Below are 13,979 nucleotides of genomic sequence, written 5' to 3'. Positions count from 1 at the left end.
AGGAATAATGTAAAAAGGATGAACACCGATGCAGAATGCCGCAACGCGCGTAGAGACCCGTCAAGGATGGCTATCAGGACGAGTGGATGACGATATTCATGTGTGGTGCGGTATTCCCTATGCCGCGCCGCCCGTGGGGGCGCTTCGCTGGCGAGCGCCCCGGCCGGTTGCGCCGTGGCAGGGCGTTCGCCCGGCCGAGACTTTTTCTGCCGCCAGTTGGCAAAATGGGGAATACTGCCAGGAACTGGGGGGCGGCGATCCGGGGCGTTTCTCGGAAGATTGTCTCTATCTCAACGTTTGGGCACCCGTAGAACGTTCCGGCCCGCTGCCGGTGATGGTCTGGCTGCACGGCGGCGGATTTACCATCGGTTCTGGCGGGCTGCCGCCATACGACGGTAAAGCGCTGTCCAGACGCGGCGCGGTGGTGGTGACCCTGAATTACCGGCTTGGGCATCTGGGCTTTTTTGCGCATCCGGCGCTGGAAGGCGAAGACGGCGAGCGGCTGTATAATTTTGGCCTGCTCGATCAAATCGCCGCGCTGCGCTGGGTACAGGAGAATATCGCCGCGTTCGGCGGTGACGGTGACAACGTCACGTTATTCGGCGAATCCGCTGGCGCCCGCAGCGTGCTATCGCTGATGACCTCACCCAAAGCTGAAGGGCTCTTCCATAAAGCCATCATTCAGAGCGGCTACACGTTGCCGGATGTGCCGCGTGAAGCCGCATTGGCTCGCGGTGAAAGGCTGGCGGAACATTTTAATCTCGCCAATGCGTCCGCCGACAGACTGCGTGAAATTCCCGCCGAGGCGTTCTGGCCGCTAGCCGCGCCGCATACCACCGGCCCCGCGCCCATTGCGGGCGATGCGGTGCTGCCGCAGCCGATGCTTGACGTGTTCTTCGCCGGTAAACAGCACGCGATGCCGGTACTGGTTGGCTCCAATAGCGATGAAGCCAGCGTTATGGCGGTGTTCGGCGTCGATCTTGCCGGTGAAATCCAAAAACTACGCCGCGAGCGCCGCCTGGGGCTGGGATTGATTCGGCTACTGTATCCGGGCGTGAAGGCGGATGAAGCCCTAGGCCGTGAGGTGTGCCGGGACATGGCCTTTACCACCCTGGGTTACGTTGTGATGCAGGCGCAGCAGCGGATTAATCAACCGTGCTGGCGCTACTGGTTTGACTATGTTGCCGAGGCTGAACACGCCACTTATCCCCACGGCGCCTGGCATGGTAACGAGGTGCCTTACGTGTTTGATACGTTAGGGCACATTTCCCCCTCCTGTGACTATGCCACGCAAGACGATCTGGCCTTCGCCGCGCAGGTTGCCGACTACTGGGTACGCTTCGCGCGTGAAGCCAGCGCCGCGCACGTTGTGCTGGCGGGGCCGGTACGTTGGCCTGCAGCGGTGCGCGGCCGGGATCGCCTGTTGCGCATTGGGCTGCATAAGCGCGCCGGATTTCGCGTTGAAAACCGCTTTATGCGCGCGCGACTGGCGCTGTTCAAACGCGTAATGAAACACCATGTGAACCTGGATTAGCAGATTTTATTGCCTGACCAATTGGATTATCAGTGAATTTTGTCTAGAGTGGGCGGCAGTTAACACGCGCATTTTTTTGCTGCATTCCGATGATAAAAAGGACGCTTTGCCAGGCATGAACCGCAGACACTTTCTCAAATCTTCAATGGCTGTTGCCGCCGTGTGCGGTACTTCCGGTTTTGCATCGCTTTTCTCTCAGGCCGCGCTGGCGCAGGAGTCCGATATTGCCGACGGCCAGACGCGTCGCTTTGATTTCGGCGTGCTGCAATCGATGGCCCACGATCTTTCCCGTCAGCCCTGGGTTGGCGCGCCGCGCGCGCTGCCGGAAACCCTGGCCAACCTGACGCCGCAGGCTTACAACAGCATTCAGTACGATGCGCAGCACTCTCTGTGGAATAACGTCAACGATCGCCAGCTGGATATCCAGTTCTTCCACGTTGGAATGGGTTTCCGTCGTCGCGTGCGCATGTTCTCACTCGATCCGGCCAGCCAGCAGGCGCGTGAAATTCATTTCCGCCCTGAGCTGTTCCAGTATCACGACGCCGGTGTCGACACGAAACAGCTGGAAGGGCAAACCGATCTCGGCTTTGCCGGGTTCCGCGTGTTTAAAGCGCCGGAGCTGGCGCGCCGCGATATCGTCGCTTTCCTGGGGGCAAGCTATTTCCGCGCCGTAGACAGCACCTATCAGTACGGTCTTTCCGCGCGTGGTCTGGCAATCGACACCTACACGGATTCGCTGGAAGAGTTCCCTGACTTTACCTCCTTCTGGTTTGAAACCGCGAAACCGGGCGATACCACCTTCACCGTCTATGCGCTGCTCGACAGCGCCAGCATCACCGGCGCGTATAAATTCGTCGTGCACTGCGAGAAGGCGCAGGTGATCATGGACGTGGAAAACCACCTCTATGCGCGAAAAGATATCAAACAGTTAGGTATCGCGCCGATGACCAGTATGTTCAGCTGCGGTAATAACGAGCGCCGCGTCTGTGACACCATCCACCCACAGATTCATGACTCCGACCGTCTGGCGATGTGGTTGGGCAACGGCGAGTGGATCTGCCGTCCGTTGAATAACCCACAGAAGCTGCAGTTCAACGCCTATCAGGACAAAAACCCGAAAGGTTTTGGTCTGCTGCAGCTGGATCGCGACTTTACCCACTATCAGGATGTCATGGGCTGGTACAACAAACGCCCGAGTCTGTGGGTTGAGCCGCGCAATCAGTGGGGAAAAGGGGCCGTCAGTCTGATGGAAATTCCGACTACCGGCGAAACGCTGGATAACATCGTCTGCTTCTGGCAGCCGGAAAAGCCGATGAAGGCGGGCGACCAGCTCAACTTTAGCTATCGCCTGTACTGGAGCGCGATGCCGCCGGTTCGTTCGCCGCTGGCGCGCGTGCTGGCCACGCGTACCGGGATGGGCAGCTTCCCGGAAGGTTGGGCGCCGGGGGAACACTACCCGGACAAATGGTCCCGTCGTTTCGCCATTGATTTCGTCGGCGGTGATTTGAAAGCCGCCGCGCCGAAGGGGATTGAACCGGTGATCACGCTGTCCAGCGGTGAGGCGAAACAGGTTGAAATCCTGTACGTAGAACCGTTTGACGGTTACCGGATTCTGTTCGACTGGTACCCGACTTCCGATTCAACCGAACCGGTGGATATGCGCCTGTTCCTGCGCTGCCGCGGCGAAGCGATCAGCGAAACCTGGCTGTATCAGTACTTCCCGCCAGCGCCAGATAAGCGTCAGTACGTTGACGACCGCATTATGAAATAACGCCCCTGGCCCGGCCGAGCTTTGCCTGGCCGGGTTTTCTTCCCGAGTGAGAACCTAACATGACCCGCGTTGAAACGATCGTGGTATCGGACGCCATCACCCTTCAGGCCGTTAATGAAGGCCATATTACCGATCTTCACCAGATGGTGCTGCGCAACCGTGACTGGCTGCAGCAGACGCTGAACTGGCCGCAGTTTGTGAACAGCGAGCAGGACACCCGCCAGAACGTGCAGGGCAATATGATGCTGCACCAGCGCGGCATCGCGAAAATGTTTCTGATTTTTGTCGACGGCAAAATGGCGGGCGTGCTGTCATTTAACCAGATTGAACCGTCGAATAAGACCGGGTATATCGGCTACTGGCTCGATGAAGCCGCGCAGGGTAAGGGGATTCTGTCGGCGTCGTTACAGGCGTTTATTCGCTATTACGTGGACCGCGGCGAAATCCGCCGCTTCGTGATCAAATGCCGGGTTGATAATCTGCGCAGCAATCAGGTGGCACAGCGTAACGGTTTCCAGCTGGAAGGATGTTTACGTCAGGCCGAGTTTCTTAACGATGTCTTCTACGATCAAAACCTCTACGCGCGAATTATCGAACAGTCTGATTTATAGCGCACCGAACAGCGGGGTGCGGGTGATACGCTGCGCGCCGCTAATCGCTTTACGCCCGCGCAGGTGGATGGCCTCACCCGGCAGCGCTTCTACCACCACGCTGTCGCCAATATCAATGTGATACTCGATCAGCACATCGCCCTCGATACGCGCGTCGCCCTGAATCACGACGTGATCGTCCAGCAGAATCGGCCCGCCGCGGAGCCGGGCATTTCCGCCGACCCTGACATGATGCTTCAGCACGCAGTTGCCCTCGATGACCGCGTTTTCTGCCACCTGCGCACTGTAGCGAAGAGTGGGGATCGCATCCTCACCGTGTCCGGCGATGATACGCGCGTTGCCGTAAACCCTGGCGCAGTCGCACACCCAGATGTTGTTCGCCTCATTGCCCTCTAACCGTGCGCGGTCATAGATCTCTGCCCGGTGTTCGATAAAGGCGTGACACAGCGACGCATCACCGTAGATTTGCGCCTGGTGCACAACCCGGCAGTCGGTTAAACGGGCGCGATCGTAGATTTGCAGCGGCAGATCGCTGTCAGCGGTCAGGCCCTTCGCGCCGACAATCTGGCACTGTTCGCCTATGTAGGCACTGCCAAACAGATGGCAGTGGCCGTGAACCCTGGCCCCTTTAACGATGACGTTCTCGCTCAGCCGCGCGCCGTGGCTGATACGACTGGCACATACCCGTACGTTGCCGCCAATGGCTGCCTGATGGCTGACTTCGCAGATCTGCGTCAGCCGCGCGTTGCCGGCGACGGTTGCGCCCGCATAAACGAGGCTATTTTCATCGTAAATCCAGCAATCGCCTTCGTGACTTAACGCCTGCTCATCCGCAATCCACCCCCCCAGGCTGCCGGCGGCGACATCGGCAAAATCACGCAGGGCAATGATTTGCCACACCTGTACGCTCTCCCGAGCACCAGGCTCGCCAATTTGCACGCGACGGGAATTCTCACTGAGACGGTACTTTTTCATGGTGGCCTCTGACCTGGCGGATACCTTAAATGTAGCAAATTACGCTGGGCATAAGCGGGGATGAGGCGTATAACGAATAATACAAAAAATATTAATTAACACTAAATGTATTAGTGGTGAAAAAATGACAGAACGAAAATTACCAGACTATGGCGATGTCGCCGCCGCGGCGGAACGTATTGCCAACTATGCTCACCGTACGCCGGTGATGACCTCGCGCACCGTCAACGCTGATTTTGGTGCCGAAGTGTATTTCAAGTGCGAGAATTTTCAGCGTATGGGGGCGTTTAAGTTTCGCGGCGCGATGAACGCGCTGTTGCAGTTTACGCCCGAGCAGCGCGCCGCTGGCGTCGTGGCTTTTTCCTCTGGCAACCATGCGCAGGCGGTGGCGCTGGCGGCTAAGCTGCTGTCGATTCCGGCAACGATCATCATGCCGCTCGATGCCCCGGCGGCCAAGGTGGCGGCCACTAAAGGTTACGGTGGCCGCGTTGTGACCTACGATCGCTATACCGAAGACCGGGAGCAGATTGGCCGTGAGCTGGCGCAAAAAGAGGGGCTGACGCTGATTCCGCCTTACGATCATCCGCAGGTGATCGCCGGTCAGGGCACGGCGGCGAAAGAGCTGATTGAGGACGTGGGGCCGCTGGACGCGCTGTTTGTGTGCCTGGGCGGCGGCGGTTTGCTGTCGGGTTCGGCGCTGGCCGCGCGGCATCTTTCGCCGCGGTGCGCTATCTACGGCGTTGAGCCCGAGGCGGGCAATGATGGGCAGCAGTCGCTGCGCAGCGGTCAAATTGTCCACATTGAGACGCCGAAAACCATCGCCGACGGTGCACAGACTCAGCATCTGGGCCACTACACGTTTCCCATTATCCAGCATACGGTGGAGGATATTCTGACCGTGAGTGATGATGAGCTGATCGCGGCGATGACGTTTTTTGCCGAGCGTATGAAAATGGTCGTCGAGCCGACCGGATGCCTCGGCTTTGCCGCGGCGCGGGCAAGAAAATCCTCGCTGCGGGGCAAAAAGGTCGGTGTGATTATCAGCGGCGGTAATGTGGATATCCACCGCTATGCCCGTTTTCTGGCCGGTGAAAGGGAAAGTTGATGCAGGATGATAATACGCTGCTCCGGCAGCTCGATAACATCGCGAAAGGGGTGAGCGCAACGTTGTCACCCTTTTGTGAGGTGGTGGTTCACGACCTTACGCACCCGGATCACGCCATTCTGGCGATACACAACAATTTATCCGGCAGAACGGTAGGGCAGCCGGCCACGGAAATGGGGCTGGCGCGCATTGCATCGGCGGAATTTCCGCAAATTGTGGCGAATTACGCCAATCAGTTTGCCGATGGCCGCCCGGTAAAAAGCACCTCCATCGGTATTAAAGACGCCAATGGCGAATACGTCGCAGCACTGTGCCTTAACGTTGATATGACGCTGTTTCGCGGTATGCAAAGCGCGTTATCTCAGTTTACCGCAGTGGCCAGCGCGCCCCTGGTCGAGCACCTTGAGCCTGCTGGCCTGGAGGCTATCCGTCGTTATATCGACCGCTATGCGGCAACAAGGGCGACTACCGCACGAGCGCTGAGCGTTGACGACCGCAAAGCGCTGATACAGGCCCTGGGTCAGGAAGGGCTGCTGGAAGTACGTAAATCGATGGACACCGTGGCCCAACATCTTGGGATCTCGCGCGCTACCGCTTATCTCTATGCAAGACAGAAAAATGCCGTATAACGGAAAGACCGTTTACCTTAGCTAACGTCCATCTTCAGGAGAAAATATGCTGTTATCGAGTCTGCTTGCCATTGCTGCCGTGCTGATTATGGGGGTAATGAGCCCCGGCCCCAGCTTTATCTACGTGGCGCGAACGGCCGTCGTGCACTCCCGCGCCCACGGCCTGGTGACCGCGCTGGGCACCGGGGCAGGAGCCGCGACGTTTGCGCTGATGGCGATGCTGGGGCTGCAAAAGGTGCTGAATGCGGTACCGGAACTGTTTATCGGCCTGAAGCTGGCGGGCGGTGCTTATCTTATCTGGATAGGTATTAAAATTTTTCGCGGCGCACGTCAGCCGATGGCGATTGCCGTGGGGGGAGAAACGGTCTCTATTTCACTGTGGAACGCGTTTCGCGATGGGCTGTTCACCCAGCTCAGCAACCCGAAAACGGCTATTGTTTTTGCCTCAATTTTCACTGCGCTGCTGCCCGCGCATATTCCTACCGTGTTTTATTACCTGATCCCCTTGATGAGCTTTGTTATTGACGCCGGTTGGTACGCGCTGGTGGCGCTGCTGCTGTCGGCGGAGAAGCCGCGTCGTGTTTATCTGCGTATGAAAGGGGCGGTAGACAGGGTCTCGGCGACCATTTTGGGGCCGCTGGGCGTGAAGCTTATCTATACTTCTTTTTCACGCTAGCGCCGCGCTAAAGAATCATTTAAAATGCAACTTAAATAAATTTGAATAAATAAACAAAATGCATAATAAAAACGACGAACGCCAGGTGCTGAATTTGCCCGCCGGCTATTTTGGCATGGTTCTCGGCACCATCGGGATGGGCTTCGCCTGGCGCTACGCCAGCACTATCTGGCCGCTGAGCCACGCCATCGGCGACGGGCTGGTGATACTGGCAATTGTGATGTGGGCGCTGCTGGCGCTGGCGTTTATTGTGCGCGCAGTCCGCTTTCCGTATAGCGTCTGGCTGGAAATGCGCCATCCTATCGCCAGCAGCTTTGTGAGCCTGTTCCCGGCGACCACCATGCTGGTCGCGATTGGCGTAACGCCGTGGCTGCGGCCGCTGGCGTTGGCGCTGTTTATCATCGGGGTTGTGCTTCAACTGAGCTATGCTGCCTGGCAAACCGCCGGGCTGTGGCGCGGCGAACATCCGGCAGACGCCACCACGCCGGGGCTGTATCTGCCGACGGTGGCGAATAACTTTATCAGCGCCATGGCCTGCGGTGCTCTGGGCTTTAACGACGCCGGGCTGGTGTTCCTGGGGGCCGGGGTGATTTCCTGGATAACGCTGGAACCCGCGATTGTACAGCGCCTGCGTAGCGGCGGCGCGCTATCGATTCCGCTGCGTACTTCGCTCGGCATTCAGCTGGCCCCCGCGCTGGTGGCCTGTAACGCATGGCTGAGCGTCAACGGCGGCCACGCGGACGTGTTCGCCAAAATGCTGTTTGGCTATGGGCTGCTTCAGCTGCTGTTTATGCTGCGTTTGATGCCGTGGTATCTGCGCCAGGCGTTTAACGCCTCGTTCTGGAGCTTCTCGTTCGGTATCTCCGCGCTGGCCTCTACCGGGCTGCATCTCGGGCATGCCAGCGGCTCCGGCTTTTTCCACTACCTGGCGCTGCCGCTGTTTATCTTCACGAATATCGTGATCGGCCTGCTGCTGATTAAAACGCTGCTGTTGCTGCTTCAGGGTAAATTTTTGACGCGAGCTGCTGCGTCGACACTGATGAAACCGAAGGATGACTAATGACCATGCGTGATGAAAACTACTTCACCGAAAAATACGGCCTGACCCGTACCCATTCCGATGTCGTGCATGCGGCGACGATCGTTAAGCCGGGTAAGGCACTCGATCTGGGCTGCGGTAACGGGCGTAACAGTCTTTATCTGGCGGCGAACGGTTATGACGTAACGGCGTGGGATAAAAACCCGATGAGCATCCAGAATCTGTTGTCGATTCGCGAGGCTGAAGGGCTGACCTCTTTGCAGGCGGCGGTCAAGGACCTTAATACGCTGAGCTTTGATGGCGCGTACGACTTTATTTTGTCTACCGTGGTGATGATGTTCCTTGAGCCGGGGACGATCCCGCGTCTGATTGCCAACATGCAGCGCTGCACCGTTGCAGGGGGCTATAACCTGATCGTTGCGGCGATGGATACCGATGATTTTCCGTGCACGGTGGGTTTCCCGTTCGCGTTTAAGGCCGGCGAGTTGAAGGCATATTATGCGGGGTGGGATCTGCTGAAATATAACGAAGACGTTGGCGAGCTTCACCGTACGGACGAGCAGGGTAATCGAATTAAATTGCGCTTTGCCACCCTGCTGGCGCGTAAGAAATCATAATTAGTATTTATATAACGGGCGAAGAGCCCGTTATATGGTGAATTCTTTTTATTAATATTGCGTGTCTCCTCTATTTTTGTCGCGACAATCTCCTGATTCCTTTGCTATAACTTACTGGCATCTGTGCATTTCTCAGGGATTATCTCATGCGTACTCAAACGTTTTTTAAAGCGGCGGTTCTTGTCGGCGTTCTGGCTCTTGCCGGTTGTGCATCTAAGACCACCACGCCCGAGCAGTATTCCGGCTTTTTGAAAGATTATTCTGGCCTCAAACAAACGACAACGGCGTCCGGGAAAACCGAGCTGCGTTGGATCTCTCCGGACTACAAACCGGCCAACTACGCGAACGTTGTTTATAACCCTGTTACCTATTATCCGGTGCCGAAACCGACCACGCAGGTGGGTGAAAAAGCGCTGAACGACATTCTGGCCTATACCAATACCGAGCTGAAAAAAGCCATCAGCGAGCGCAAGCCGCTGGCGACCACCGCCGGTCCGCATAGCCTGATTTTCCGCGGTGCGATTACTGCTGTTGACTCCAGCAAAGAAGGGCTGCAGTTCTACGAGGTGATCCCGATTGCGATGGTCGTTGCCGGTACGCAGGCGGCCACCGGCCATCGCACCATGAACACCAACCTGTATTTTGAAGGCGAACTGATTGATGCGGCCACCAACAAACCGGTTATCAAAGTGGTGCGTAAAGGGGAAGGCAAAGACCTGTCGAACTCAGATGCGAAGCTGACGCTGGATACGCTGAAACAGGTGATTGATGATATGGCGATTGATGCGGTGAAATTCGATCCGTCGCAGAAATAAAAAATATCCCATCATGAATAAAGGGGCACCGATAAGGTAGCCCCTTTATTTATGATGGTATTATATTTTTGATGAATACATTATTCCGATTTTGTGGCCGCTTATTTTCCCTGTCAGAGAAAATATCGTGCCGTCAGCATGTTCGCGTCATGACTTTTACTCTCGAACGGCACGGTTGATTTATTTTCCACAGCACATTGCGTGAAGGACTAGGCGCGGCTGAGAAACGGCAGACGCCAGGCCAGCGGTTTGGCGAACATCACCAGATTGCCCAGCAGAATCAGCACCAGCCCGACGACGGCGTTTGCGTGCCATTGGTATCCTTCGTAGACCGTTGACAGCGTCAGCGCAACCAGCGGAAACAGCAGGGTACTGTAGGCGGCATTGCTGGCGCCGATGCGGCCAACCAGCGTGAAATAGACGCCGAAGGCAATGACCGAGCCGAACAGCGCCAGATAGAACAGCGCGCCCATATAGCTGAGGGTCCACTGCGGTGTGAAATCATCGCCGCGCAGCAGGGCGACAAGGCCAATGACTATCGTGCCGTAGAGCATCGCGCAGGCGTTAGTGGTGAGCGTCTCTAGCCCGCGGCGCTGGTGACGCAGACTGAGCATATTGCCCAGTGAGAAACCGTAGGTGCCCAGCGCGCTGAGGAGAATACCGGCCAGCAACGTACTGCTCATCCCCACGGCCTGCAGATCGTCCCAGAAGAGCGTCACAATCCCGGCCAACCCCAACAGCGCCGCCGCGTAAAAGCGTTTGGGCGGCGTCTGGCGGAAGAAAATAAAGCTATTAATCGCGTTAAACAGAACCGCCATCGAGAAAATAACCGATTCCAGACCGGTATTGATCCATTTCGCGGCGGTGTAAAAACAGAGGAAGTTAAAACCAAATACGCAGCAGCCTTGTACCATGCAGAACAGGTGGTCACGCAGCGCTAGCGGCCGCAGGCGGCGCAGGCACAGCAGAATGGTCAGCATGGTGGTGCTGGCGATGGCGAAGCGCCAGAAAATAGAGACGGCTTCGGGCACCGGACCCTGCTGTAAAAAGATGGCAATCCAGGTGGTACCCCAAATAACGACAACTAAAGCATAGAGCAGCGCGTTCATTTTTCCTCACAACGGTTATCGCGACAGAGATCCAGTCTGCCGCACGCGTGTCGTCGCCGCTTGCAGAAGGTTGCGGATGACTTGCATATTCTTGCGGTTTTTTGCCGTATAGCGGCGCAGAAAAGTAGCATCCACCCGCGACAGCCCCTAGACTAGGGCTATCGTTAATCGTGACAGAAATCGTAATGACCCACACCTACGCGACGTTTGAAAGACTACGGAGTCAGAAAGCTATTCTGCGGGAAACCGTCGCGCTCAATTCCGGCATTCAGCTTGCCGCGTGGTACAACAAACTCGATACGCTGACGGTGCAAAGCGATCATCATACCCTAAGCCTGTACGTCGCCGACGGCTATGAAAGCTACCAGAAAACGCCACACGGCTGGAAAAACGGCGGCGGGCCTAACCGTTTTTGCCTGATGCCGGAGGACAGTGAATCGACGTGGGATATTCGTGGCGATCTGTCGTTCGTGCATCTTTACTGCACCGATGAACACCTGCGCCACGTTGGGGAGCAGGTGTGGGATCGTAGTCCGGCTAGCGTGACGCTGGATGAACAAATCTTTGGCGATGACCCGAAAATTACGCTGCTCTACCGCCAGTTTTTGCTCGGCTGTGACTGGCAGCAGCCGGCGAATCAACTGACGTTAAGCAGCGCCAGCACGCTGCTGCTGACCCATTTGCTACAAAATTATGCCAACGTCCAGTGGCGTCTGCCGACGGTCACCGGTGGGCTGGCACCGGGGGTGTTACGAAATACGCTGGATTATATTGACGCGCATCTCAGCGAGCCGTTAACGCTGGCCGACCTCGCCGCGCAGGCATCGTTGAGCGAGTATCACTTTGCGCGCATGTTCCGTCAGTCCGTGGGCCTGGCGCCGCATCAGTACGTGATGCAGCAGCGGATGGATACGGCTCAGCAGATGGTGCGCTATAGCGCATTGCCATTAACCGACATTGCGCTACGCTGCGGTTTTAGCTCCGCGAGCCACTTCAGCAACCGTTTCAAAACGGCAATCGGCGTGACGCCATCGCAGCTACGCGCGAGCCTTGCTGGCTAACAGCGCGAAGCTCACCCCACCCAGCACTAAGCCCCAGAATGCGGAGCCGATACCCGCGAGGGTTATGCCGCTGGCGGTCACCAGGAAAGTGACCAGCGCGGCGTCGCGTTCACGTTCCGCATTCAGAGCCTGAAACAGACTTCCGCCCAACGTACCGAGCAGCGCCAGCCCCGCCAGCATTTGAATCCACGCGACGGGAAGCGCTGCCATCAGCGCGGTGATCGAACCACCGAAGATGCCTGCCAGAAGATAAAACACGCCTGCCGCCGCTGCGGCCAACCAGCGTTTTTGCGGATCGGGGTGGGCATCCGGGCTTTGGCAAATGGCGGCGGTAATGGCGGCAATGCACACCGAATAAACGCCAAACGGCGCCAGCAGCAGGCCAAAGGCGCCGCTGATCACCATCAGCGGCGAGACCGGCACCCGATAGCCCGACGCCTGTAGCGTGGCAAGGCCGGGCGCATTTTGCGAGGCCATCGTGACGAGGAAAAAGGGAATGCCTACGCTCAGTAACGCGGTGAGTGAAAAATGAGGCGTGACAAACTGAGGTGCAACGAAAGCCAGGTTAAGTGATTTCGTGACAACGTCACCTTTAAGCCATGCCACCGCGATCCCCACGGCCATGGCGGCCACCACCGCATAGCGTGGCGCCAGCGCTTTACACAGCAGCCAGCCCATCAGCATACTGCCGCATAGCAGCAGTTGCCCCTGTAGGGTGGCAAACGCCTGAAGGCCGAAACGCAATAAAATCCCCGCCAGCATCGCCGCGGCCAGTGAATGCGGGATCAGCCTCATCAGACGGGCGAACCAGCCGGTCAGGCCGCAGATGACAATCAGCGCGTTAGCGAAAATAAAAATGCCTACGGCTTCGTTGAGCGTCGCGCCCTGCAGGCCACCAACCAGCAGCGCCGCGCCGGGCGTTGACCACGCGGTCAGAATAGGGACTTTACGCCACAGCGTCAGAACCAGCGTGCTGAGGCCCATGGCCAACCCTAACGCCGTCATCCAGCCGGAAATTTGCTGCGGGCTTGCACCCGCAGCAGCGGCGGCCTGCCAGATAATTGCCGCCGAGCTGGCATAGCCGACCAGAACGGCTACAAACCCCGCCAGCAGCGAGGGGAAAGGAATAAGATAGGATCGCATTGTAGACCTTTGTGCGTTATAACGTACATTGAATGTATCATTGTGCGCTATAGCGCACAAGTGGCGTGCGACGGGCGAAAACACGCGCTGGCTGGGGTATACTGCGAAAAGGCAACGACATGGAGGCTGAATGAATATTGCACAACACCTGGCGACAACGCTAAAACACCTGCGTCAGCAGCGGGCATGGAGCCTGTCTAAGCTCGCCGAAGAGACGGGCGTTTCCAAGGCAATGCTCGGGCAGATTGAACGTAATGAGTCCAGCCCGACGGTGGCAACGCTGTGGAAAATTGCCACGGGCCTGAACGTGCCGTTCTCGGTGTTTATCACGCCGCCGTCGCCCGGTCTTGAACAGGCGTTCGATCCTCAGCAGCAGGCGATGGTGGTCACGCCGGTGTTTCCGTGGGATCCGGAACTGTGTTTTGACCATTTTTCCATTACGCTGGCACCCGGCGCGCTGAGCGAATCGACTCCGCACGAAAAAGGGGTGATTGAACATGTGGTGGTGATTGAAGGGCGTTTGGATATGCACGTGATGGACGAATGGCGCACGCTGTCGGCAGGGGAAGGGCTACGGTTCGCTGGCGATCTTGCGCATGCATATCGCAACAGCGCAGAGCAGACCGTGCATTTTCACTCGCTGATTCACTATCCCAAAGAAAAAGCCGCAGGAAACCCTGCGGCAAATCGCGACAATCAATCCTGATGTGGCCGTTACGAGGAAATCCCGAACACGCTAGCGACTGTAACGCGTTGCTCCCGGCTTCGGAACTGAGAATTCTGGCAATCGGTTTTCGAAATTAAGCTAACGGTGGCGCAGAAGCGGTGGAAACTGTTTTCGTCTCTCGCCGCTTCTGGCTACAATAGCCGCCATTTTGTGACTCTACTGGATAA

Annotated in this window: 14 protein-coding genes; 11 read left to right on the top strand and 3 right to left on the bottom strand. The window is 57.3% G+C overall.

All coding sequences use genetic code 11. The annotated features are described in order from the left end of the window. Window positions 1-28: 28 nt before the first annotated feature. The 3 genes from V6942_RS10405 (at window position 29) to rimL (ending at window position 3,916) form a co-directional block, all read left to right on the top strand. Complete coding sequence (locus V6942_RS10405; protein ID WP_106929126.1) at window positions 29-1,534, top strand: carboxylesterase/lipase family protein; 1,506 nt, start codon at window positions 29-31, stop codon at window positions 1,532-1,534. A gap of 115 nt (window positions 1,535-1,649) precedes the next feature. Beyond that, window positions 1,650-3,305 carry a glucan biosynthesis protein D gene (locus tag V6942_RS10400; protein ID WP_106929124.1) on the top strand — a complete coding sequence of 552 codons (1,656 nt, stop codon included), beginning with the start codon at window positions 1,650-1,652 and terminating at the stop codon, window positions 3,303-3,305. 59 nt (window positions 3,306-3,364) lie between these two features. Continuing rightward, the gene (rimL, locus tag V6942_RS10395) at window positions 3,365-3,916 is read left to right on the top strand and encodes a 50S ribosomal protein L7/L12-serine acetyltransferase (RefSeq protein WP_106929123.1); all 552 of its coding nucleotides are present in this window, start codon (window positions 3,365-3,367) and stop codon (window positions 3,914-3,916) included. Here the strand turns inward: rimL and ydcK are convergent. Next, window positions 3,911-4,891 carry a YdcK family protein gene (ydcK, locus tag V6942_RS10390; RefSeq protein ID WP_106929121.1) on the bottom strand — a complete coding sequence of 327 codons (981 nt, stop codon included), beginning with the start codon at window positions 4,889-4,891 and terminating at the stop codon, window positions 3,911-3,913. The genes rimL and ydcK overlap by 6 nt on opposite strands. A gap of 124 nt (window positions 4,892-5,015) precedes the next feature. Here ydcK and V6942_RS10385 point away from each other — a divergent pair, with 124 nt between their 5' ends. The 6 genes from V6942_RS10385 (at window position 5,016) to V6942_RS10360 (ending at window position 9,772) form a co-directional block, all read left to right on the top strand. Beyond that, on the top strand, window positions 5,016-5,996 hold the full coding sequence (locus tag V6942_RS10385) for a threo-3-hydroxy-L-aspartate ammonia-lyase (RefSeq protein WP_106929119.1): 981 nt from the start codon (window positions 5,016-5,018) through the stop codon (window positions 5,994-5,996). Next, window positions 5,996-6,625 carry a helix-turn-helix transcriptional regulator gene (locus V6942_RS10380; RefSeq protein WP_106929118.1) on the top strand — a complete coding sequence of 210 codons (630 nt, stop codon included), beginning with the start codon at window positions 5,996-5,998 and terminating at the stop codon, window positions 6,623-6,625. Before V6942_RS10385 ends, V6942_RS10380 begins: the two co-directional genes overlap by 1 nt. A 46-nt stretch (window positions 6,626-6,671) precedes the next feature. Continuing rightward, window positions 6,672-7,301: a LysE family translocator gene (locus tag V6942_RS10375; RefSeq protein WP_333501221.1), complete on the top strand. Its 630-nt coding sequence runs from the start codon at window positions 6,672-6,674 to the stop codon at window positions 7,299-7,301. 58 nt (window positions 7,302-7,359) lie between these two features. Beyond that, window positions 7,360-8,361: a dicarboxylate transporter/tellurite-resistance protein TehA gene (gene tehA, locus V6942_RS10370; RefSeq protein WP_106929114.1), complete on the top strand. Its 1,002-nt coding sequence runs from the start codon at window positions 7,360-7,362 to the stop codon at window positions 8,359-8,361. Then, the gene (gene tehB / locus V6942_RS10365) at window positions 8,361-8,957 is read left to right on the top strand and encodes a tellurite resistance methyltransferase TehB (protein WP_106929113.1); all 597 of its coding nucleotides are present in this window, start codon (window positions 8,361-8,363) and stop codon (window positions 8,955-8,957) included. Before tehA ends, tehB begins: the two co-directional genes overlap by 1 nt. A 146-nt stretch (window positions 8,958-9,103) precedes the next feature. Beyond that, window positions 9,104-9,772, top strand: coding sequence for a DUF3313 domain-containing protein (locus V6942_RS10360; protein WP_106929111.1), 669 nt, complete (start codon window positions 9,104-9,106; stop codon window positions 9,770-9,772). A gap of 209 nt (window positions 9,773-9,981) precedes the next feature. Here V6942_RS10360 and V6942_RS10355 read toward each other — a convergent pair whose 3' ends face one another. Next, complete coding sequence (locus V6942_RS10355; protein ID WP_333501220.1) at window positions 9,982-10,881, bottom strand: DMT family transporter; 900 nt, start codon at window positions 10,879-10,881, stop codon at window positions 9,982-9,984. A 185-nt stretch (window positions 10,882-11,066) separates the two neighbouring features. Between V6942_RS10355 and V6942_RS10350 the strand changes: the two genes are divergently transcribed. Then, window positions 11,067-11,942: a helix-turn-helix domain-containing protein gene (locus V6942_RS10350; protein ID WP_333501219.1), complete on the top strand. Its 876-nt coding sequence runs from the start codon at window positions 11,067-11,069 to the stop codon at window positions 11,940-11,942. Here V6942_RS10350 and V6942_RS10345 read toward each other — a convergent pair. Beyond that, window positions 11,919-13,085 carry a benzoate/H(+) symporter BenE family transporter gene (locus V6942_RS10345; protein ID WP_106929107.1) on the bottom strand — a complete coding sequence of 389 codons (1,167 nt, stop codon included), beginning with the start codon at window positions 13,083-13,085 and terminating at the stop codon, window positions 11,919-11,921. The two genes, V6942_RS10350 and V6942_RS10345, sit on opposite strands and share 24 nt — an antisense overlap. Before the next feature lie 130 nt (window positions 13,086-13,215). Between V6942_RS10345 and V6942_RS10340 the strand changes: the two genes are divergently transcribed. Next, a complete protein-coding gene (locus V6942_RS10340) occupies window positions 13,216-13,791 on the top strand; it encodes a helix-turn-helix domain-containing protein (RefSeq protein ID WP_106929105.1) in 576 nt (191 codons plus the stop codon). Window positions 13,792-13,979 lie beyond the last annotated feature (188 nt).

This window comes from Kluyvera genomosp. 2, from assembly GCF_036759865.1.
Taxonomy (GTDB): domain Bacteria; phylum Pseudomonadota; class Gammaproteobacteria; order Enterobacterales; family Enterobacteriaceae; genus Kluyvera; species Kluyvera ascorbata_B.
This window is presented reverse-complemented; position numbering and strand designations above follow the sequence as displayed.

What these genes read in the sequence shown, in the direction of transcription:
- V6942_RS10405 (WP_106929126.1), top strand. Translation starts at nt 29, where the DNA reads ATGCAGAATGCCGCAACGCGCGTAGAGACCCGTCAAGGATGGCTATCA.
- V6942_RS10400 (WP_106929124.1), top strand. Translation starts at nt 1,650, where the DNA reads ATGAACCGCAGACACTTTCTCAAATCTTCAATGGCTGTTGCCGCCGTG.
- rimL (WP_106929123.1), top strand. Translation starts at nt 3,365, where the DNA reads ATGACCCGCGTTGAAACGATCGTGGTATCGGACGCCATCACCCTTCAG.
- ydcK (WP_106929121.1), bottom strand. Translation starts at nt 4,891, where the DNA reads ATGAAAAAGTACCGTCTCAGTGAGAATTCCCGTCGCGTGCAAATTGGC.
- V6942_RS10385 (WP_106929119.1), top strand. Translation starts at nt 5,016, where the DNA reads ATGACAGAACGAAAATTACCAGACTATGGCGATGTCGCCGCCGCGGCG.
- V6942_RS10380 (WP_106929118.1), top strand. Translation starts at nt 5,996, where the DNA reads ATGCAGGATGATAATACGCTGCTCCGGCAGCTCGATAACATCGCGAAA.
- V6942_RS10375 (WP_333501221.1), top strand. Translation starts at nt 6,672, where the DNA reads ATGCTGTTATCGAGTCTGCTTGCCATTGCTGCCGTGCTGATTATGGGG.
- tehA (WP_106929114.1), top strand. Translation starts at nt 7,360, where the DNA reads ATGCATAATAAAAACGACGAACGCCAGGTGCTGAATTTGCCCGCCGGC.
- tehB (WP_106929113.1), top strand. Translation starts at nt 8,361, where the DNA reads ATGACCATGCGTGATGAAAACTACTTCACCGAAAAATACGGCCTGACC.
- V6942_RS10360 (WP_106929111.1), top strand. Translation starts at nt 9,104, where the DNA reads ATGCGTACTCAAACGTTTTTTAAAGCGGCGGTTCTTGTCGGCGTTCTG.
- V6942_RS10355 (WP_333501220.1), bottom strand. Translation starts at nt 10,881, where the DNA reads ATGAACGCGCTGCTCTATGCTTTAGTTGTCGTTATTTGGGGTACCACC.
- V6942_RS10350 (WP_333501219.1), top strand. Translation starts at nt 11,067, where the DNA reads ATGACCCACACCTACGCGACGTTTGAAAGACTACGGAGTCAGAAAGCT.
- V6942_RS10345 (WP_106929107.1), bottom strand. Translation starts at nt 13,085, where the DNA reads ATGCGATCCTATCTTATTCCTTTCCCCTCGCTGCTGGCGGGGTTTGTA.
- V6942_RS10340 (WP_106929105.1), top strand. Translation starts at nt 13,216, where the DNA reads ATGAATATTGCACAACACCTGGCGACAACGCTAAAACACCTGCGTCAG.